At 68.2% G+C, this 19315-nt stretch carries 17 protein-coding genes; 11 read left to right on the forward strand and 6 right to left on the reverse strand.

The genetic code is table 11. The annotated features are described in order from the left end of the window. Positions 1-3: 3 nt before the first annotated feature. On the reverse strand, positions 4-540 hold the full coding sequence (locus G0Q01_RS25140) for a TadE/TadG family type IV pilus assembly protein (protein WP_164188941.1): 537 nt from the start codon (positions 538-540) through the stop codon (positions 4-6). Then, positions 537-1862 (reverse strand): pilus assembly protein TadG-related protein, encoded by a 1326-nt coding sequence (locus G0Q01_RS25145; RefSeq protein WP_235940393.1) that lies wholly within the window; start codon positions 1860-1862, stop codon positions 537-539. Before G0Q01_RS25145 ends, G0Q01_RS25140 begins: the two co-directional genes overlap by 4 nt. A gap of 462 nt (positions 1863-2324) precedes the next feature. Here G0Q01_RS25145 and G0Q01_RS25150 point away from each other — a divergent pair, with 462 nt between their 5' ends. Continuing rightward, positions 2325-3761, forward strand: coding sequence for a Glu/Leu/Phe/Val dehydrogenase (locus G0Q01_RS25150; protein ID WP_164188945.1), 1437 nt, complete (start codon positions 2325-2327; stop codon positions 3759-3761). A 66-nt stretch (positions 3762-3827) separates the two neighbouring features. Here the strand turns inward: G0Q01_RS25150 and ribD are convergent, their stop codons facing one another. The 4 genes from ribD to G0Q01_RS25170 form a co-directional block, all read right to left on the reverse strand. After that, the gene (gene ribD / locus G0Q01_RS25155) at positions 3828-4916 is read right to left on the reverse strand and encodes a bifunctional diaminohydroxyphosphoribosylaminopyrimidine deaminase/5-amino-6-(5-phosphoribosylamino)uracil reductase RibD (protein ID WP_370457127.1); all 1089 of its coding nucleotides are present in this window, start codon (positions 4914-4916) and stop codon (positions 3828-3830) included. 31 nt (positions 4917-4947) lie between these two features. Next, a complete protein-coding gene (gene nrdR, locus G0Q01_RS25160) occupies positions 4948-5415 on the reverse strand; it encodes a transcriptional regulator NrdR (RefSeq protein WP_108966569.1) in 468 nt (155 codons plus the stop codon). 175 nt (positions 5416-5590) lie between these two features. Next, positions 5591-6010: a secondary thiamine-phosphate synthase enzyme YjbQ gene (locus G0Q01_RS25165; protein ID WP_108966567.1), complete on the reverse strand. Its 420-nt coding sequence runs from the start codon at positions 6008-6010 to the stop codon at positions 5591-5593. A gap of 101 nt (positions 6011-6111) precedes the next feature. Continuing rightward, entirely contained in the window at positions 6112-6363 is a 252-nt protein-coding gene (locus G0Q01_RS25170; protein ID WP_164213956.1) for a hypothetical protein, read from the reverse strand. 211 nt (positions 6364-6574) lie between these two features. On the opposite strand from G0Q01_RS25170, the gene G0Q01_RS25175 reads away from it, so the two are divergent. From G0Q01_RS25175 to G0Q01_RS25220, 10 genes are all read left to right on the forward strand, one after another. Then, positions 6575-7249, forward strand: coding sequence for an SDR family oxidoreductase (locus tag G0Q01_RS25175; protein WP_164188948.1), 675 nt, complete (start codon positions 6575-6577; stop codon positions 7247-7249). A 131-nt stretch (positions 7250-7380) separates the two neighbouring features. Beyond that, complete coding sequence (locus G0Q01_RS25180) at positions 7381-10794, forward strand: DUF2126 domain-containing protein (protein ID WP_164188950.1); 3414 nt, start codon at positions 7381-7383, stop codon at positions 10792-10794. Positions 10795-10834: 40 nt separating this feature from the next. Continuing rightward, positions 10835-13204 carry a circularly permuted type 2 ATP-grasp protein gene (locus G0Q01_RS25185; protein WP_164189071.1) on the forward strand — a complete coding sequence of 790 codons (2370 nt, stop codon included), beginning with the start codon at positions 10835-10837 and terminating at the stop codon, positions 13202-13204. A 14-nt stretch (positions 13205-13218) separates the two neighbouring features. Then, positions 13219-14097, forward strand: a complete 879-nt coding sequence (locus G0Q01_RS25190) for a transglutaminase family protein (protein ID WP_164188952.1) — start codon at positions 13219-13221, stop codon at positions 14095-14097. A 97-nt stretch (positions 14098-14194) separates the two neighbouring features. Continuing rightward, positions 14195-15184, forward strand: a complete 990-nt coding sequence (locus G0Q01_RS25195) for a hypothetical protein (RefSeq protein ID WP_164188955.1) — start codon at positions 14195-14197, stop codon at positions 15182-15184. A 134-nt stretch (positions 15185-15318) separates the two neighbouring features. Then, a complete protein-coding gene (locus tag G0Q01_RS25200; protein ID WP_108966554.1) occupies positions 15319-16080 on the forward strand; it encodes a sulfite exporter TauE/SafE family protein in 762 nt (253 codons plus the stop codon). Positions 16081-16231: 151 nt separating this feature from the next. Continuing rightward, complete coding sequence (locus G0Q01_RS25205; RefSeq protein WP_164188957.1) at positions 16232-17125, forward strand: 2-dehydro-3-deoxygalactonokinase; 894 nt, start codon at positions 16232-16234, stop codon at positions 17123-17125. Beyond that, complete coding sequence (locus G0Q01_RS25210) at positions 17122-17742, forward strand: 2-dehydro-3-deoxy-6-phosphogalactonate aldolase (RefSeq protein WP_164188959.1); 621 nt, start codon at positions 17122-17124, stop codon at positions 17740-17742. The genes G0Q01_RS25205 and G0Q01_RS25210 overlap by 4 nt, the downstream gene beginning before the upstream one ends. Before the next feature lie 51 nt (positions 17743-17793). Further along, positions 17794-18306, forward strand: coding sequence for a tRNA (N6-threonylcarbamoyladenosine(37)-N6)-methyltransferase TrmO (gene tsaA / locus G0Q01_RS25215; RefSeq protein WP_164188961.1), 513 nt, complete (start codon positions 17794-17796; stop codon positions 18304-18306). Between the two features lie 180 nt (positions 18307-18486). Further along, positions 18487-19314 carry an urease accessory protein UreD gene (locus G0Q01_RS25220; RefSeq protein WP_164188963.1) on the forward strand — a complete coding sequence of 276 codons (828 nt, stop codon included), beginning with the start codon at positions 18487-18489 and terminating at the stop codon, positions 19312-19314. The last annotated feature ends 1 nt before the right edge of the window (position 19315 follow it).

The following is a 19315-nucleotide window of genomic DNA, read 5'->3' on the forward strand; positions in this document are numbered from 1 at the left end:
TCCTCACAGCGGTTCGTGGACGAAGGCCGAGGTGGCCACCAACGCGGTGTAGCCCTCGTCGTCCTTGTACATCGACGAGGCCAGCGCTCCGCCGGGCGAGATCGGGCGGTATTTGAAGCAGGCGCGCAGCAGCATGGTCTCATGCTGACCGCCGTGGACGAAGCTGCGCATCGGCGTGACCGTCAGGTTGGTGTCAACGCAATCCGGCGAGGCCGCGGGCGCCACCCAGTTGCGCATGTCGAGGCCGACCATTTCGAGCTGCAAGGTCTCGACGCAGCTTCCGAGGATGGGCGCGCGGTCGCAGATCATCTCCTTGAGCGAGTCGGCCGTGTAGAGCGTGCCGGTCCCGAGCTTGACCTCGCGCACCGTCTCGTCGAGCGCGCGGTCCAGCGCGGTCTGGCGCATGGTGGCAAAGCCCGATTCGACGCTGGCGATGAGCAGGCCGACGAAGACCGGCGTCCAAAGCGCGAAGGGGATGACTGCCGAGCCGTTCTCGTCACGGCCGAAACGCCGCAGGGCGGATTTCAAGGAGCCGATCATTGGGTCAACCTCAGCTGGTTGAGGGTGTGCGCGATGGTCGAGAAGGCTTCGCTGATCTCCGTCCCCTCGACGCGGAAGAAGTGCGAGGGCGAGGAGGCACAGCTTTCCATCACGTCCGCGCCGTGGTCTGCGACCTCGAAGCCGATGGACCAGATGATGATGCCCTTGTCCTTGGCGGCGGTGCAGATGTTGTCCAGCAGCGTGTCGCCCGTCCTGGCGTCATACTTCTGGTAATAGAAGTTGCCGCGCTGCCATTCGTAGACGTTGCGGTTCAGCCAGTACCAGAGGTTGTTCTTGCTCCACTGCACGTACTCGGATTCCGAGTTGTAATATGCATCGCGGATGCGGAACGACTTGTCGTGCTGCCCGTCGGTCATCAGGACAACCGTCTTCAGCACGTCCTCGTCGCCGTAGTCCACCGGACGACCCTCGAAGACCGAGTCCACCTCGCCATCGGCAATCAGCCCGCTGGCGATATTGCGGCTCGAGGGATCGAGCAGCGCCGCGCCCCATTTCATCCCGAGGAAGATCGAGGTGCCGGCGCGCGGCGTCAGCTTTCCGATCTGCCGCTTGAGCGCCGTCGCATCCTGGCTGAACGGGGTGATCCGCTCGTAGTCGTAGCGCGGGCAGACCGTGTCGGTCAGCGTGTTCCTGCCGTCGTAGTTCCACTGGAAATGCTGCATCTGGTCATAGCGGATCGAGGTGTCGAGCTCGGTCGAGCCGAAGACCGAATTGGGCATCTCGAGGCAATGCGAGAAACCGTGCTTCCAGTTCACCGGCAAGTAGCTCAGGATCTCGGGGCCAGCGTTGACCTGCTCGGAATAGGGCACCAGCGAGATCGAGACCAGATCGTCGCTTCCGTCCGACAGCAGGGTGTCGACGAAGTCGCTCGCGGCGGCCTTGAGGTTTTCCATCTTGTTGTTGTTGACCATCGAGCCGGAAATATCGACGACCAGCGAAACCTCGACCTTGTTGAACCGTTCCGTGGCCTGGGCGTGTCCCGAGGCCGTGGTCGTGTCGATGCCGAGCAGGCCGATGAAGTTCGAGGGCGCCTCGACGAAGCCGTCGGCAGTGACGATCCGGTAATTGAGGCCCTCGTCCACATCGGAGGAGACCAGCGCATCGCCAAGGCCCATCTTTGCCATGTAGTCGGCAACGACGTCCTCGGGGTCGAGAATTTGATCGAGGTCCGCGGCGGCAAGCACCGCGCGGTCCAACGTGTTCTGTACCTTGGTGCGATTGAGCTCGGTGAACACCATGTCCACACCAATTCCGCCAAACGCTATCATCACTAACGAGGACACAAGCGCGAAGTAGGACATGCTGCCCTCTTCGTCACGGAGAAAGGCATCGCTGCCGCGCATCCGCGCCATCAGCGAAACCCTGCTCCGGGCGCGAAATACGCGCCAGCAAGCAGTCTGCTTTTCCATGATATAAGATACCCTTTTCTCGACCATTGCTGACGCAAGGCCTTCAGAACTCACCACACTACGAGGGGAACTATCGGAACGCTTGATGGCTAAAATGCGGCTCATTTCACGGCGAAATTGGGACCTACGGCTCGCGGTCAGGGACAATACCGGGGGCTTTCGAGGGGCAGGTTCCGGAGTCAGAACAATACGTTGCCCATCGGTTAGCAAACGGTTTCGCCGCGACAGGTTTTCGGTCAGTAATGAAGGGCCGCCGTCTCTTGCTCCTCCGGACTGTCCGGCACCGCGGCAGCAGACGGCACTCCGCGCTTCGGCGCGGACCGGCAAGCGTGCGTTTGGCCAGGAGGAGATCCAATGAACGTCTTACCATCCAACGAGCCGACATTCCGCCAGAGCGTCGATCTGATGTTCAACCGCGCCGTGGCGCTGATGGACCTGCCGCCGGGACTGGAAGAGAAGATCCGTGTCTGCAACGCGACCTACACCGTGCGTTTCGGGGTGCGCCTGCGCGGCAAGATCGAGACCTTCACCGGCTACCGCTCGGTGCACTCGGAGCACATGGAGCCGGTCAAGGGGGGCATCCGCTACGCTGCGGCGGTGAACCAGGACGAGGTCGAGGCGCTGGCCGCGCTGATGACCTACAAATGCGCGCTGGTCGAGGCGCCTTTCGGCGGGTCCAAGGGCGGTCTGCGGATCGACCCCACGCAATACGAGGAGCACGAGCTCGAACTGATCACCCGGCGCTTCGCTTACGAGCTGTGCAAGCGCGACCTGATCCATCCCAGCCAGAACGTGCCCGCGCCCGACATGGGCACCGGCGAGCGCGAGATGGCCTGGATCGCCGATCAATATGCACGGATGAACACCACCGACATCAACGCGCGCGCCTGCGTGACCGGCAAGCCGCTCAACGCCGGCGGCATTTCCGGGCGGGTCGAGGCGACGGGGCGCGGCGTGCAATACGCCCTGCGCGAGTTCTTCCGCCACCCCGAGGACGTGGCCAAGGCCGCGCTTTCGGGCGGGCTCGCGGGAAAGCGGGTGATCGTGCAGGGTCTTGGCAACGTGGGCTATCACGCCGCGCGTTTCCTGTCCGAAGAGGATGGGGCGATCATCACCGGGATCATCGAGCGTGACGGCGCGCTCTACGATCCCAAGGGGCTCGATGTCGAAGCGGTGAAGGATTGGATGACCAGCCACGGCGGGTTGGTTGATTACCCCGACGCCATCCACACCCGCGATGGCGGCGCGGTGCTGACCGAGGACTGCGACATTCTCATTCCTGCCGCGCTCGAGGGGGTGATCAACCTCACCAATGTCCACAGGGTTCAGGCCAACCTGATCATCGAGGCCGCAAACGGGCCGATCACCGCGGGCGCCGACGACATCCTGCGCAGCCGTGGCACGGTGGTCATCCCCGATCTGTTCGCGAACGCCGGGGGCGTCACCGTGTCGTACTTCGAATGGGTGAAGAACCTCAGCCACATCCGCTTCGGGCGGATGCAGCGGCGCCAGGAAGAGTCGCGGCACCAGTTGGTGGTGGACGAGCTCGAACGGCTCGACATCGCCATGGGTGACGCCTGGACCCTCGATCCGGCGTTCAAGGCGCGTTACCTGCGCGGCGCGGACGAGCTGGAGCTGGTGCGGTCTGGGCTCGATGACACGATGCGCACCGCCTACCAGTCGATGCGCGAGATCTGGCACGGGCGCGACGACGTCACCGACCTGCGCACCGCCGGGTTCATCGTCGCGATCGACCGGGTGGCCAAGAGCTACAAGGCCAAGGGCCTTTGATCTGCCGGGGGAGGGGCGTGGCGCTGCCGCGCCCCTTGCCATGCCTGGGCCGCACCCGGGCCGCGCCTAGCGCAGCCAGCGGTGCATCACGTCGTTGCCAAGCGCGCGGGTCTCCACCAGCCGGAAGCGCGGCGCCTCGCTCAGGGTGTCGACCCCCATGGCGCCGACGCCGGGCCGCCCCTCGGCGCCGAGCGCAAGGCCGGCGGTGAAGCCGACCAGCTCGTCGACGAGATCGGCGGCGAGCAAGGAGGCGGCGAGCTGACCGCCGCCCTCGCAGAACACCCGCGTCAACCCCTGCGCGCCAAGTGCCGAGAGCAGCGCCCCGGGATCGAGGCGCCCCGCGGTGACGCGGCTCTGGATCAGGGTCGCGCCGCAGCTCTTCCAGGCCCGGCGGGTCTCGGCGGCGGCGTCGGAGCCATGCACGATCCACACCGGCACCTCGCGCGCGGTCGAGGCGAGCCGGCTCATCAGCGGCACGTCGATCAGCCGCGAGGCGATCACCCGTATCGGCTGGTGCACCTCGCCCCAGCCGCGCACGGTGAGTTCGGGATCATCTGCGCGCGCGGTGCCCGCGCCGACCATCACCGCGTCATGCGCCGCGCGCAGCCCGTGCACGGTGCGGCGCGCCTCGGGGCCGGTGATCCATTGGCTCTCGCCGGTGGCTGTGGCGATGCGCCCGTCGAAGCTGCTCGCCAGCTTCAGCGTCACCCAGGGGCGGCCCTCCTCGGTCTTCAGGAAAAAACCCGCGTGGTCGTGCGTCGCCTCTTCGGCAAGCACGCCGGTGGCCACCTCGATGCCCGCCTTGCGCAGCATCTCGAAGCCCTGGCCCGAGACGCGCGGATCGCTGTCGGCGATGGGGGCCACCACCCGCGCGACGCCCGCCTTGATCAGCGCCGTTGCGCAGGGCGGGGTCTTGCCAGTGTGGGCGCAGGGCTCGAGTGTGACATAGGCGGTGGCGCCACGGGCGCGCGGGCCGGCATCGGCCAGCGCCACGGCCTCGGCATGCGGGCGGCCGCCGGGCTGGGTCCAGCCGCGGCCGACAATCCGGCCGTCATTGACCAGCACGCAGCCGACGGCGGGGTTCGGCCAGCACTTGCCCATGCCCCGGCGCCCAAGGCGCAGGGCGTGGGCCATGTGGCGGGCATCGTCGGTCACGCGGACATGCTCCCTTTTTGCCGGTGCGGGCTCACTTCTCGGTGTGGGTGCCCGGGCGCAGCTCGCTCACGAACTTGTCGAAATCGTCGGCCGCCTGGAAGTTCTTGTAAACGCTCGCAAAGCGCACGTAGGCCACCGTGTCGATCCGGGCGAGCGTCTCCATGACGATTTCGCCGATCTGCTTCGACTGTATGTCGGTCTCGCCGAGGCTTTCAAGACGCCGCACGATCCCCGAGATCATCTGGTCCACGCGTTCCGGATCGATCGGGCGTTTCTGCAGCGCGATGCGGATCGAGCGCTCGAGCTTGTCACGGTCGAAATCCTCGCGCCTGCCGCTGGTCTTGATCACCACGAGGTCGCGCAACTGGACCCGCTCGTAGGTGGTGAACCGGCCGCCGCAGGCGGGGCAGAAACGCCGGCGACGGATCGAGACATGGTCCTCTGCCGGGCGTGAATCCTTGACCTGGGTGTCGATATTTCCACAAAACGGGCAGCGCATGCCTTCCCCCAATCACTTCGTTCCAACGTGGGCATGAGGTTATCCCTCATTTATCCACAGCCACTATAGGGGAGCGCCCAGAAATTGGGTAGAGGTCAAATCACCCCGCAAGATGAAGGGCGTTGAAAATCTGCGGGACGGACCTAAAGCGCTATGAAAACGGCCTTGCCCGCCTTCACGCGCAGAGATGGGCCAAAATCTCGCGCCGGTGCGGCGCGCTGCGGTGCTCGAAAAGATAGATGCCCTGCCAGGTGCCGAGCGACAGCTTTCCACCGGTGACAGGAATGGAGAGCGAGACCGGCAGCAGCGCCGCCTTGATGTGGGCGGGCATATCGTCCGGGCCTTCGTAGGTGTGCGTGAGATAGCGCATCGACGGATCGCTGCTGGGTGGCACCAGCCTGTGGAAGAACTCGGTGAGATCGCTGCGCACCTCCGGGTCCGCATTCTCCTGAATGAGCAGCGAGGCCGAGGTGTGGCGGATGAAGAGCGTGAGAAGACCGTCGCCTTTGCCGGTCCCGCCGACCCATCGGCTGACGTCACGGGTGACCTCGTAGAGGCCGGGGCCTCGGGTCTCAACGGTGAAGAGCGTCTGCATTGGCGTGGGCGCCTCGCTTTCGGATTGGGAGTCCAAGGCGTAGCAAGCGGGGCGCGGGAGTGCCAGCGCCCACGCTCCAGACCGTGGCCCAGACCGTGGCCTCAGACCGTGGTGGCGACGCAGCGCACCTGCGGCAGGTCCTCGGACGACTGGAAGAGCAGGGGCGTGCCGTCGTCTGAGACGGCGGGCATGGAGCCGACCTGTTGCAGCGTCTCGCGGCACTGTGCCAACTCGTGCGGCGCGACCTCAATTTCGATGACCGTTGCGGCGCCAGGGTTCAGCGCCTCGGTCGCGGCATAGGCGGCGACGGCGGTGCAGGTGGCGGCGGCAGTGAGCAGTGCAAGGCGTTTCATCAAGAGTCTCCGTTACTGGTCAGCAGGTACGGTCGGCAAGAAAACGCTGGTGCGTCGAAAATCGTTCCATTTCCGCCGCGTGAGGTCCGACCGGTTCACGTCGAGGCCCGGCTGCATGGGCGGCGGCACGCGGCGCCCTACCTTTGAGCGGAGCCGCGCCGGGAAGCCGGCGCTTCGAGTTTCACGGCAATTTCCTTCGGGAGGATTAAGCATGAATCGCAAGACCCTCTTCATCACCGGTGCCTCCTCGGGCATCGGCGCACAGACCGCCCGCGCCGCGGTCGAACACGGCTGGAACGTCGGGCTCTTCGCCCGCTCCGAAGACAAGATCGCAGAGTTGGAAAAGGAGCTTGGTGCGCACGCGCTGGCGCTGCCCGGGGATGCGACCTCGCTGCAAGAGCAAGAGGCGGCGATGGCAAAGCTGGCCGGGCATTTCGGTGATGTGAACGCCGCCTTTGCCAATGCCGGGACGGGCCTTTCGCAGTCGGGCACCCGCAAGGGCGATCCCGAGGAATGGGAGGCCCTCGTGCGGCTCAACATTCTGGGGGTGCTCTGGACCGCCAAGGCGGCCTCTGCTTACTTCGTGAAGAACCGCGGTCATCTTCTGATGACTGGCTCGGCGGCGGGGCGGACGACCATCAAGGGCTCGCTTTACGGCGCCTCGAAGTGGTTCGTGCACGGCTACGGCGGCAATCTCGCCGAAGAATTCCGCGAGTGGGGTGCGCGGGTTACGGTAATTGCGCCGGGCATGGTGGACACGCCCTTCTTCGACGAGGCAAAGCCGGACAAGCTCAAACCCGAAGACATTGCGCGCTCGGTGATCTTCGCGCTCGAGGCCGATCCGCGCGCGAATGTGCGCGAGGTCTTCGTTATGCCGGTGAACTGAAGCGGGACACCGCGCCGCCTGCGGAACGGGCGGCGCGGCAACGCGTGATGCCGCGAGGTCACGCAGGGCTTTACAAGCGCAGACCAAGTCGCTCAGGTGTGGGAGGTTTCCCCCAGTTCCGGACCTGATGAATGGCGATCACGGCAAGTATCTATCACCTGACGCATTACAAGTACGACCGCCCGGTGTCGCTCGGGCCGCAGATCATCCGGCTGAGGCCCGCGCCGCATTCGCGCACCCGGGTGATCTCGCATTCGCTGAGGGTCTCGCCCGAGGGGCACTTCGTCAATCACCAGCAGGATCCCTATGGCAACTGGCTGGCGCGCTTCGTCTTTCCCGAACCGGTGACCGAGTTCAAGATCGAGGTTGATCTGGTCGCCGACATGACGGTCTACAACCCGTTCGATTTCTTCGTGGATGAGAGCGCCGAGGCCTTTCCTTTTGAATATTCGCAGGACTTCGCCGAGGACCTGTCGATCTACCGCACCCCCGAGCCGGCCGGGCCGCGGCTGCAGGCTTATCTTGACACGATCGAGAAGAGCGCGCCGCGTACGGTCGACTACCTCGTCGGACTGAACGCCCGGCTGCAGAAGGACATCGGTTATATCGTCCGCATGGAGCCCGGGGTGCAGACCCCCGAGGAGACCTTGCATTTGGCGAAGGGCTCGTGCCGCGACACCTCGTGGCTGCTGGTGCAGATCCTGCGCCACCTCGGCTTCGCGGCGCGCTTCGTGTCGGGCTATCTCATCCAGCTCAAGCCCGACCTCGTCTCGCTCGACGGGCCGGCGGGCACCGATCACGACTTCACCGACCTGCACGCCTGGTGCGAGGTCTACATCCCCGGCGCCGGCTGGATCGGGCTCGACCCGACCTCGGGGCTGCTGACCGGCGAAAGCCACATCCCGCTCGCCGCCACGCCGCACTACCGCAACGCCGCGCCCATCGTCGGGGGCTATGCCGCGCCGCCGGACACGCAGACCGACTTCGACTTCGACATGCAGGTGACGCGTGTGGCGGAGCACCCGCGCATCACCAAGCCTTTCTCCGACGAGGCGTGGGAGGCGCTGGATGCGCTCGGGCAAAAGGTCGACGCCGAGATCGCGGCGCAGGACATGCGGCTGACCATGGGCGGCGAGCCCACCTTCGTGTCGATCGACGATTTCGAGAGCGCCGAGTGGAACACCGCCGCTGTCGGCCCGCAGAAGCGCGCGCTTGCCGACCAGCTGATCCGCCGCTTGCGGACGCGCTTCGCGCCGGGCGGCTTCCTGCACTACGGGCAGGGCAAGTGGTACCCCGGCGAGACGCTTCCGCGCTGGACCTTCTCGCTCTACTGGCGGCGCGACGGCAAGCCGGTGTGGAAAAACCCCGACCTTGTGGCGAAGGAGACCGCCAAGGGCGCCGACGCCGCGCAGGCCGACAGCTTCATGACCCGGTTCGCCGAAACCCTCGGGCTCAGCGGCGATTACGTGCATCCTGCCTACGAGGATCCGGCCGAGTGGATTCTCAAGGAAGCCGACCTGCCGATGAACGTGACGCCGGAGGATTCAAAGCTCAAGGATCCCGAGACCCGCGCCCGCATCGCCCGGGTGTTCACCCGCGGGCTCGACGAGGCGGCGGGCTTCATCCTGCCACTGCAGCGCTGGCAGTCCAAGGCGAGCGGGCCGAAGTGGCGCTCGGAGCACTGGAAGACCCGGCGCGGGCATCTCTTCCTGATCCCCGGCGACAGTCCGGTGGGCTTCCGCCTGCCACTCGGCGCGCTGCCCTTCGTGCCGCCGTCGGCCTATCCCTATGTCTATCCCGCTGACTCCAGCATCCCGCTGACCGAGCTTCCGGATTTCCACGCGCAGCAACAGGAGCGCCGCGCGCGGCTGATGAAGGAGCTGGAGCGCATCGCCGAGGAAGAGCGCGAGGCCGCCGCGTCGCTGCCCGAGGTCACCCCGGGCCACGATCAGCCGGTGAGCGCAGCGCGCGACGTCGGGCGGCGGCAGCGCATAATGGAGCAGGGCGTCGATCCGGCAGGGGGCGCGGTGCGCACCGCCATTGCCATCGAGCCGCGCGATGGGCGGCTCTGCCTCTTCATGCCCCCGGTGGAAGCGCTGGAGGATTATCTCGACCTGCTCGCCGCCGCCGAGACCACCGCCGAGGAGTTGGGCCTGCCGATCCATATCGAGGGCTACACCCCGCCGCATGACGCCCGGCTCAACGTCATCCGCGTCGCCCCCGATCCCGGGGTGATCGAGGTCAACGTCCACCCGGCGCACAGCTGGGAGGACTGCAAGGCGATCACCAATGGCGTCTACGAGGAAGCCCGCCAATGCCGCCTCGGGGCAGACAAGTTCATGATCGACGGCAAGCACACCGGCACCGGGGGCGGCAACCACGTGGTGGTGGGCGGCGAGACGCCGAACGACTCGCCCTTCCTGCGCCGCCCCGACCTCATGCGCTCGATGATCCTGCACTGGCTGCGGCATCCCTCGCTGAGCTATCTCTTCTCGGGGCTCTTCATCGGCCCGACGTCGCAGGCCCCAAGGATCGACGAGGCACGGCACGACAGCCTCTACGAGCTGGAGATCGCGCTGGCGCATTTCCCGGCGCCGGGGCAGGGCGAGCCGCCGCTGCCCTGGCTCACCGACCGGCTCTTGCGCAACATGCTGATCGACGTCACCGGCAACACCCACCGGGCCGAGATCTGCATCGACAAGCTTTACTCGCCCGACGGGCCGACCGGGCGGCTTGGCCTTGTCGAGTTCCGCGGCTTCGAGATGCCGCCCGACGCCAAGATGAGCCTTGCCCAGCAGGTGCTGATCCGGGCGCTGCTGGCGCGCTTCTGGAAGGCCCCGATCCAGGGCAAGCCCACGCGCTGGGGCACCACGCTGCACGACCGCTTCATGCTGCCGCATTTCGTCTGGCAGGATTTCCTCGACGTGCTGCGCGACCTTGGCGATCACGGTTTCGCCTTCCGCCCCGAGTGGTACGAGGCGCAGCGCGAGTTCCGCTTCCCCTTCGCCGGGGAGGTCGAGTACGACGGCGTCCATCTCGAGCTGCGACAGGCGCTCGAGCCCTGGCACGTGCTGGGCGAGCGCGGCGCCATCGGCGGTACCGTGCGCTACACCGACAGCTCGGTCGAACGCATGCAGGTGCAGCTCACCGCCACCGAGCCGGGGCGCTATATCGTCGCCTGCAACGGTCGAGCCGTGCCGATGGCCGAGACCGGCGCTTCAGGCGTCAGGGTCGGCGGCGTGCGCTTCAAGGCGTGGCAGCCCGCCGAGGCGCTGCACCCGACGCTGCCGGTGAACGCGCCGCTGACCTTCGACATCTTCGACACCTGGACGGGTCGCGCGCTGGGCGGCTGCCGCTATCATGTGGCGCATCCGGGTGGGCGCAACTACGACACCTTCCCGGTCAATACCAACGAGGCAGACGCGCGCCGGCTTGCCCGTTTCGAGAAACTCGGGCACACCCCGGGCAGCTATTGGCCCGCGCCCGAGACACCGCATCCGGAGTTCCCGATGACGCTCGACCTGCGCCGCCTGCCGGGGATCTGATGCCGTGGTGGCGGACACAAAACGCCCGCCGCCGGAGACGGTGGCCAAGTTCCTCCAAGGCTACAGCCCCCCGCCGGGCGTGGCCGACGAGCTCTTGCGCTCCGATGGCCGTCTCCGCCCCGTCTGGCAGCCGCTGATCCGCCACCTCGCCGCGCAGAGCACCGAGGCCCGCGCCCGCGCCTTTGCCCGGGGCGACCAGTACCTGCACGACACCGGCGTCTACTTCCGCCAGCACACCGGCGAGGGCTCGACCGAGCGCAGCTGGCCGCTGAGCCATGTGCCGGTGGTGATCTCGGGCCGCGAATGGGCGACGCTCTCGGAAGGCATCGTGCAGCGCGCCGAACTGCTCGAGCGGGTGATGGCCGATCTCTACGGGCCGGGCAATCTGGTGAAGCAGGGGTACCTGCCTGCCGACCTGGTGGCGCGCAACCCCGAGTGGCTGCGCCCCATCGTCGGCGTGCAGCCACGCTCGGGGCATTTCCTGCATTTCCTGGCCTTCGAAATCGGTCGCTCGCCAGACGGCTCGTGGTTGGTGCTGGGCGACCGCACGCAGGCCCCCTCCGGGTCGGGTTTCGCGCTGGAGAACCGGATGGCCACCGGCCGGGTGTTCCACGACCTCTTCCCCAAGGCCAACGTCGAGCGGCTGGCGGGCTTCTTCCGCAGCTTCCGCGACGCGCTGATCGGCCTGCGCGCCGACGACCGCAGCCGGGTCGCGATCCTCACCCCGGGCCAGCACACCGACACCTACTACGAGCACGCCTATATCGCCCGCTACCTCGGCTTCATGCTGCTGGAATGCGAGGATCTGGCGGTGCGGAGCGGCCAGCTCAAGGTGCGTACCGTGGCCGGGGACCAGCCGGTCTCGGTGCTCTGGCGGCGGCTCGACTCGCGCTTTGCCGATCCGCTGGAACTTGACGAAAGCTCGGCCCTCGGCACGCCCGGCATGGTCTCGGCACTGCGCGCCGGGGCGATCACCATGGTCAACTGCCTCGGGTCCGGGGCGCTGGAATCGCGGGCGCTCATGGCCTTCCTGCCGCGCATCTGCGAGGCGCTGACCGGCGAGCCCCTGAAGCTGCCCAACATCGCCACCTGGTGGTGCGGCCAGCCCTCGGAGCGTGCCTATGTGCGCGACAACCTGCACCGCATGCTGATCGGCCCGGCGCAATCGACCAAGCTGCCCTTCGACATCGACGCGGGCACCGCGCTCGGCGGGCGGTTCCGTGGCGGCGTGCATGGCTCGGTCTCGGACTGGCTGGAGCGCGAGGGCGAGACGCTGGTGGGGCAGGAGGCGGTGACCCTTTCGACCACCCCCGCCATGGTCGGCGACCAGCTTCTGCCGCGCCCGATGGTGGTGCGTGTCTTTGCCGCCCGCACGCCGCAGGGCTGGACGGTGATGCCCGGCGGCTACGCGCGCATCGGGCGCACGGGCGATCCCACCGCGCTGGCGATGCAGGCGGGCGGCTCGGTGGCCGATGTCTGGATCACCTCGGACGCGCCTGTCGCCCGCGAGACGCTCGCCCCGCGCGACACGGGGCCGTTCCTGCGCCGCCAGCCGGGTCTGCTGCCGGCGCGGGCGGCGGACAACCTCTATTGGCTCGGGCGCTACGTCGAGCGGGCCGAGAACGGCGTGCGGCAGATCCGCGCCTACCACCTGCGGCTCGAGGACTACGGCCCCGACGCGCTTCCGCTGTTGGAGAGCCTCGCGCGGTTCCTGGCGGGCTACGGTCTCGATCCGTCCGAGGAGCCGGTGCCGCCGGGGCTGCTGCAGCTCTTCGACGTCTCGCGCGGTTGCGCGGCCAAGGTGCGCGACCGTTTCTCCACGGACGGCTGGAACGCGCTTTCGGACCTTGCCACCACCGCCCACGAGGTCGCCGAGGGCTGCCATCCCGGCGACGACGCCGCCCGCGCGATGAGCCTGCTGCTGCGCCGCATCGCCGGCTTCTCGGGCCTCGTGCACGAGAACATGTTCCGCTTCCTCGGCTGGCGCTTCCTCACCTTGGGGCGGGCGCTGGAGCGCGCCGACCAGATGGCCGCCTTCCTTGCCGCCTTCACCGACAGGGCCACCCCGACGGGCGGGCTTGATCTGGCGGTCGAGGTCGGCGACAGCGCCATGACCCACCGCCGCCGCTACTCGGTGGAAACCTCGCGCGAGACGGTGATCGATCTCTTGGCGCTCGACGCGGGCAACCCACGCTCGCTGCTCTTCCAGCTCGACGTGCTGATGGCCGAGGAGGCGCGGCTGCGCCCGGCGGGCAGCAGCGGCCTGCCCGAGGCCGGGCGGCGCATCCTGCTGTTGCGCACCGCGCTCGCCGTGGCCGCCCCCGAAGAGATCACCCCGGCCCGCCTGCGCGGCTTCCGCGCCGACCTCGCGGCGATCTCCCACGCGCTGACCGCGCATTACCTGAGCTGACCCCGGAGCCGCCCATGTCCCAGCTCTACGACATCTCGCTGCGGATCACCTATGAATACGCCCATCCCGCCGGGGCCAGCCGCACCTTGCTGCGCATCCTGCCGCGCGCCCTGCAGGGGCAGCAGCTGCTCTCAGGGGCGGTGACCGCCGATCCCGCTCCGAGCTGGCGACGTGATGGAAAGGATTTCTTCGGCAATCCGACCTGCGAGATGGCCCATGATATGCCGCTGAGCGAGATCGCCTTCGCCTTCTCGGGCCGGGTGCGCAAGGCGCGGCCGGTGGACGGGCTCGACCTCTCCGGCGGGCTCGGCGCGTTGGCGCAGGAGCTTGCGGGGGTGCGCAGCATCGGGCCTGAAAGCCCGCATCACTTCCTTGGCGCCTCGCCGCGGCTGCCCGCCGCGCCCGAGATCGCCGCCTTCGCGCGGGGCACGCTGAGCTCCGCCCTGTCGGTGCGCGCGGCAATCGAGGCGATCAGCCACCAGCTCCACAGCGAGTTCACCTTCGACCCCGAGGCCACCGAGGTCACCACCGCCGCGATCGAGGCCTTTCGCGCCCGCCGCGGCGTCTGCCAGGACATCTCCCACGTGATGATCACCGCGCTGCGCAGCCTCGGCATCCCTGCGGGCTATGTCTCGGGCTTCCTGCGGACCCTGCCGCCCGAGGGTCAGCCGCGCCTCGAGGGCGCCGATGCCATGCATGCCTGGGTCCGCGCCTGGTGCGGGGTCGAGCTGGGCTGGGTCGAGATCGATCCCACCAACGACATGTTCGCCGGTGCCGATCACGTCACCGTCGCCTACGGGCGCGATTATTCCGACGTGGCCCCGACGCGCGGCTCGCTGCGGTCCGAGGGCAGCCATGTGACGACGCATTTTGTGGACATGGTGCCCGTCTGAGCCCCCCGCCGAGACCCAGCCCGGGCCCGCGCCGCCATTGACGATTGCGCAACCTCTTTGGCGCATGCTGCCGCGAGGGGCGCCAAGGGGGCAGGCGATGCGGCGGATCGATGAGAAACTGGCGAAGATCGCGCAGGGGCGGTACGGGCCGCGCGATTTCATCCTGACCTTCTGCAAGGATGCGGACCTTGTGCGCGGCTGTTCCGCCGCCGGGCGGGACGAAAACGGCCGGCTGCGCAACGCCCCGGCCTACCGCGCTGACATGCGCCGGGTCATAGAAAGCGATCTGGCCGACATCGTGCTCAGTTCCCTGGCCAACGCCGAGATCTTCAGCGAGGAGGGGATCTATGCCCGCTCCAACGTCACACCGGCCGTACGCCTGACCGACAATACCGACATCTGGCTGGTGCGCGGCGGGCGCTACGCGCAGGTCCCCGCCGTGCCCTTCCGCAGCTCGCGGCTGGAAAACGTGCGCCCGGTGGCGAACCTCGGCCTCTACGCGCTCAGTTTCTACAACGACATCGACATCGACCACGCCACGCTGCGCGCCTATGCCGAGTTTCGCCAGATCGCCGCCTCGGTGGGGCTGCGCCACTTCCTGCGGGTCGCCGATCCGCCCATCCCCGTCGACACCGGCCCCGAGGAATATGGCGCATATCTCAACGACGTGCTGACCCGCAGCCTCGCCGGCGTCGCCAGCAAGGAGCGGCCACTCTTCGTCGAGGTCGGCTACCACGGCCCCCGCCTGATGGAGGAACTGGCCAACTGGGACCCCACGCGGGTGATCGTCGGCCTCACCGGCTGCAAGGAGGGCACCACCCGCGACTGCCTCGAGCGGCTGGCGCAGGGCGAGCGCTACGGCGCGCGCACCGCCAGCTTCAGCCGGCTGGACTTTCAGTGCGAGGATCCCGTGCTGATGATGCGCGCCATGCGCCGCGTTGTGCGCGAGGGCGTGAGCTCGCGCGAGGCGGTGCAGGCCTACCATGCCGAGCTCGAGGTTGCGGGGCTGCCTCCGAACCGGCCCCTGCAGGAGGACCTCGAGCTCACCGTGCCCCTGCTCAGCCGAAACCACAGCCGCGCCGCCTGACGCATGCGGGCGGTCCGCCCGGTTTGTCGCCCGCCGCCGCCGCGCCTGTCTGCATCTGCGGCTGCCACGGCGGTTTCCGCTTTTCCCTCCCTCCGCCTTTCTCCAGAAGGGGGCACGGCAAGAGAGGGTGCGTCATGGAAGATGGAAGCGGGTTCTGGATTGCGGCGGCGCTGGCGACCTTCTGCGTCGGCGCCTCCAAGGGCGGCATGCCGGTGATCGCCATGCTCGGCGTGCCCATGCTGACGCTCTTCATCTCTCCCGCCGCGGCCGCCGGGCTGCTCTTGCCGATGTACATCCTGTCGGACGTCTACGCGATCTGGCTGTTCCGCCGCAATTTCTCGCGCCGCAACCTGAAGATCCTGATCCCCGCTGCCGCAGTCGGCATCCTGCTGGCCTTCCTGTGCATCTCGCGGGTGCCGCCCGAGATCGGCAAGCTGATCGTCGCGCTGGTCGGGCTTTACTACCTTGGCGACACGCTGCGCAAATGGCTGGTGCGGGACCACGCTGCCCGGCCCGCCGATGTCCCGCGCGGGCTCTTCTGGGGCGCGCTTTCGGGTTTCACCAGCTATATCTCCCATGCCGGCGGTCCGCCGTTCCAAGCCTATACCCTGCCGCAGATGATGCCCAAGATGACCTACGTGGGCACCCAGGCCATTGTCTTCGCCTGCATCAACTGGATGAAGCTGCCGCCGTATATCGTCGCCGGGCAGGTGACCTGGGACAGCCTGCAGCGGGTGGCGCTGCTCGCGCCCGTGGCGCTTTTTGGCGCCTGGTCCGGCCAGCGGCTGGTGCGGTGGCTTCCCGAGCGGCTCTTCTTCGGGGTGGTGCGCGCAGCGCTGGGGCTGCTCAGCCTGCGCCTCCTGTGGGAGGTCGCCCGCGCCTGGGGCTGGCTCTAGGCGCGCTGCCGCGGTTTCCCCCGGGCGGACATGGCCCGGAGGGGCAGCCGCGGATCCCCGCAGCATGCGGGTCGCCAGGTTCTGCGGGCTCCCGCGCTTGCACGCCGCAGGGCCGGGCGCTAACACCAAGGCTGCAATTCACGGAGGGCGCATGGCCAAAGCTGACTGGATCGCGGTGGACTGGGGCACGTCGAACCTGCGCCTTTGGCGCATGGCGGCGGATGGCACGGTGCTCGACCGCGCCGAGAGCGACGCCGGAATGGGCCGCCTTTCCCCCGAGGACTTCGAGCCGACCCTGCTGGGGCTGCTGTCCGATCTCGACACGGAAACTCCGGTGATCATCTGCGGCATGGCCGGGGCACGGCAGGGCTGGGCCGAGGCGCCCTACGTCAAGACCCCCTGCGCCCCGCCCGGCGTCGCCGAGGCGATCACCGTGCCGACGCGCGATCCGCGCCTGAACGTGTGCATTCTGCCCGGCGTTGCGCAGGACCGTCCCGCCGACGTGATGCGCGGCGAGGAGACGCAGGTCGCGGGCTTCCTTGCGCTCAACCCGCGGTTCGATGGGGTGATCTGCCTGCCCGGCACGCACAGCAAGTGGGTGCATGTGAGCGCGGGCGAGATTGTCTCCTTCCGCAGTTTCATGACTGGCGAGATCTTCGAGCTGCTGAGCCAGAAGTCGGTGCTGCGGCACGGGCTTGGCGGCGGCTGGGACGAGGCGAGCTTCGCCGAGGGCGTGGATCAGGCCATGGGCCGCCCCGCGGCTTTTGCCGCCGAGCTCTTCACCCTGCGCGCAGAGGGGCTGCTGCACGGGCTGCCGCCCGAAAAGGCCACGGCGCGGCTCTCGGGCCTGCTCATCGGCATGGAGCTCTCGGCGGCGAAACCCTACTGGCTCGGCCAGAGCGTCGCCCTTCTGGGCGCCTCGAAGCTGGTGGCGCACTACCGCAGCGCGCTCGAGACGCTGGTGGTGCCGGTGGTCATCGCTGACGCCGAACGCATGACGCTGGAGGGGCTGAAGGCAGCCCGCAAGACGGAGAAGACCGAATGACCCGCGAGATCATCGCCATCCTGCGCGGCCTCACCCCCGAGGAGGCCCCGGCCGTCACCGAGGCGCTGATCGGCGCCGGGATCACCAAGATCGAGGTGCCGCTGAACTCGCCGCGCCCCTTCGACTCCATCGCCAAGATGGTGCAGGGCTTCGGCACCGACGCGATCATCGGTGCGGGCACGGTGCTTGCCCCCGAGGAGGTGCTGCGCCTGCAGCAGATCGGCGCGCGCATGGTGGTCTCGCCCGACATGAACCAGCGGGTGATCATGGCCACCAAGAAGGCTGGTATGCTCAGCTATCCCGGGGTGCTGACCCCGACCGAGGCTTTCACCGCGCTGCGCACCGGCGCCGACGGGCTGAAGTTCTTCCCCGCCTCGCTGGTCGGCCCCGAAGGGGTGAAGGCAATGAAGGCGGTGCTTCCCGAGGCCACGGCAACCTATGCGGTGGGCGGCGTCAGCGCCGGGAACATGGGCGAATGGCTGGCGGCGGGCGTCACCGGCTTCGGCATCGGCACCTGGCTCTACAAGCCGGGCCGCAGCCTCGACGAGGTGGCCGCCCGGGCGCGCGAGGTGGTTGCTGCCTATGACACGGCGCAGGAGGCGGAACTGGCGGGCTGAGCACGGCCGCGCTAGCTTGTCTGCCAAAGGGGCAGGGACAGGACGCGCGCCATGAGCCAGACCAGGGACGATCAGACCGGGGTCGATAAGACCGGGCAGACCAGCGACGATGCGATCCGCCCCGGCGAGACCGCGCTCGAGCTGCCGCCAGCGCGGGACGCAGAGCTTCGCTTCATCGGCCGAATCCGCACGCCCTTTGCCAGCCGGCGCGATTGCCCGCGGCAGGGCGATCTCGACGGCCCCGAGTGCCGCATCGAACTCGACCCGCAATGGGAGCCCGCTCTCGAGGGCATCGAGCGGGCAGAGCGCATCCAGGTGCTCTACTGGCTCGACCGTGCGCGGCGGGACCTTCTGACCCAGACACCCCATGGCAACACCACCCGTGGCACCTTTGCGCTGCGCTCCCCGGTGCGACCCAATCCGATCGGCATTTCTTCGGTCCGGCTGGTCCGGCGCGAGGGCGCGGTGCTGGTGGTCCAAGGGCTCGATTGCGTCGACGGGACCCCGCTTCTGGACCTCAAGCCGGACCGGTGCGAGCACCGCGAACGGCCGAAGAATGGTTGATTCAATAACGCCCAATCCTTACGCAATCACGCGATTTTCGCCGCGTTTCTGTGCGTATGGCCTGCGCGGTCTGGGGGAGGTCCGGCCTTGCGGCGCACCACTCCTTGTCGCGCTTGCCGCGATGACAGAGGGTCCGCGAGGCAAGCGGAGGACACGTCCATTCCCTATGATAATCCCCAGATGAGCGCGCCTTCTGCCCCGCCGGGGAAGATCGCCGCGCAGCGTGCCCGCGGACGCGCCCGGCTTGCCGCGCGGCGTCGCGGGGCCGCCAGCGTCATCGGGGATCTGCACATGTCAGGTAGCTCCAAGCTGCTCTTCCCGCGCGCATTGGACGCGCTGCAGGCGGTCTATCTCAACAGCTCGGGCGGGGTGACCGGGGGCGACGCCTTTGACATCACGGCCACCGCCCGCGAGGGCGCGCATCTGGCGATCACCACGCAGGCCGCCGAGCGCGTCTACCGCGCGCTGCCCGGCGAGATCGGGCGCGTCGACACGCAGTTGACCCTCGAAGAGGGCTCAAGGCTCGACTGGCTGCCGCAGGAGACAATCCTCTTCGACGGCGCGGCCCTCGACCGGCGGCTTTCGGTCGAGATGGCCGGGGACGCGCGTCTGCTGCTCTGCGAGCCGCTGATCTTCGGCCGCGCGGCCATGGGCGAGAGCGTCACCGACCTGCGCCATGCGGACCGCATCGATATCGCGCGCGCCGGACGGCTCGTCTGGTCCGACCGGCTTCGCCTCAACGGCGACGCTGCCGCCTGCCTTGCCGATCCGGCCATCGCCGAGGGCGCGCGGGCCATGGCCACCGTCGTTCTCGCAGCGCCCGGCGCGGCGGCACAGGTCGCGCCGCTGCGCGGGATGCTGCCCGAAACCGGCGGCGTTTCGGCGCTTGATCCCGACCTTCTCGTGCTGCGCCTGCTCGCCATTGACGGCTTCGAGCTGCGCCGCCACCTTTGCCCCATACTGCGGCGGCTTTCGGGCGCCGAACTCCCAAGACCCTGGATGATCTGAC

Source organism: Salipiger sp. PrR007 (assembly GCF_010499845.1).
GTDB classification, from domain to species: Bacteria; Pseudomonadota; Alphaproteobacteria; order Rhodobacterales; family Rhodobacteraceae; genus Salipiger; species Salipiger pacificus_A.

What these genes read in the sequence shown, in the direction of transcription:
- G0Q01_RS25140 (WP_164188941.1), bottom strand. Translation starts at nt 540, where the DNA reads ATGATCGGCTCCTTGAAATCCGCCCTGCGGCGTTTCGGCCGTGACGAG.
- G0Q01_RS25145 (WP_235940393.1), bottom strand. Translation starts at nt 1,862, where the DNA reads ATGTCCTACTTCGCGCTTGTGTCCTCGTTAGTGATGATAGCGTTTGGC.
- G0Q01_RS25150 (WP_164188945.1), top strand. Translation starts at nt 2,325, where the DNA reads ATGAACGTCTTACCATCCAACGAGCCGACATTCCGCCAGAGCGTCGAT.
- nrdR (WP_108966569.1), bottom strand. Translation starts at nt 5,415, where the DNA reads ATGCGCTGCCCGTTTTGTGGAAATATCGACACCCAGGTCAAGGATTCA.
- G0Q01_RS25165 (WP_108966567.1), bottom strand. Translation starts at nt 6,010, where the DNA reads ATGCAGACGCTCTTCACCGTTGAGACCCGAGGCCCCGGCCTCTACGAG.
- G0Q01_RS25170 (WP_164213956.1), bottom strand. Translation starts at nt 6,363, where the DNA reads ATGAAACGCCTTGCACTGCTCACTGCCGCCGCCACCTGCACCGCCGTC.
- G0Q01_RS25175 (WP_164188948.1), top strand. Translation starts at nt 6,575, where the DNA reads ATGAATCGCAAGACCCTCTTCATCACCGGTGCCTCCTCGGGCATCGGC.
- G0Q01_RS25180 (WP_164188950.1), top strand. Translation starts at nt 7,381, where the DNA reads ATGGCGATCACGGCAAGTATCTATCACCTGACGCATTACAAGTACGAC.
- G0Q01_RS25190 (WP_164188952.1), top strand. Translation starts at nt 13,219, where the DNA reads ATGTCCCAGCTCTACGACATCTCGCTGCGGATCACCTATGAATACGCC.
- G0Q01_RS25195 (WP_164188955.1), top strand. Translation starts at nt 14,195, where the DNA reads ATGCGGCGGATCGATGAGAAACTGGCGAAGATCGCGCAGGGGCGGTAC.
- G0Q01_RS25200 (WP_108966554.1), top strand. Translation starts at nt 15,319, where the DNA reads ATGGAAGATGGAAGCGGGTTCTGGATTGCGGCGGCGCTGGCGACCTTC.
- G0Q01_RS25205 (WP_164188957.1), top strand. Translation starts at nt 16,232, where the DNA reads ATGGCCAAAGCTGACTGGATCGCGGTGGACTGGGGCACGTCGAACCTG.
- G0Q01_RS25210 (WP_164188959.1), top strand. Translation starts at nt 17,122, where the DNA reads ATGACCCGCGAGATCATCGCCATCCTGCGCGGCCTCACCCCCGAGGAG.
- tsaA (WP_164188961.1), top strand. Translation starts at nt 17,794, where the DNA reads ATGAGCCAGACCAGGGACGATCAGACCGGGGTCGATAAGACCGGGCAG.
- G0Q01_RS25220 (WP_164188963.1), top strand. Translation starts at nt 18,487, where the DNA reads ATGAGCGCGCCTTCTGCCCCGCCGGGGAAGATCGCCGCGCAGCGTGCC.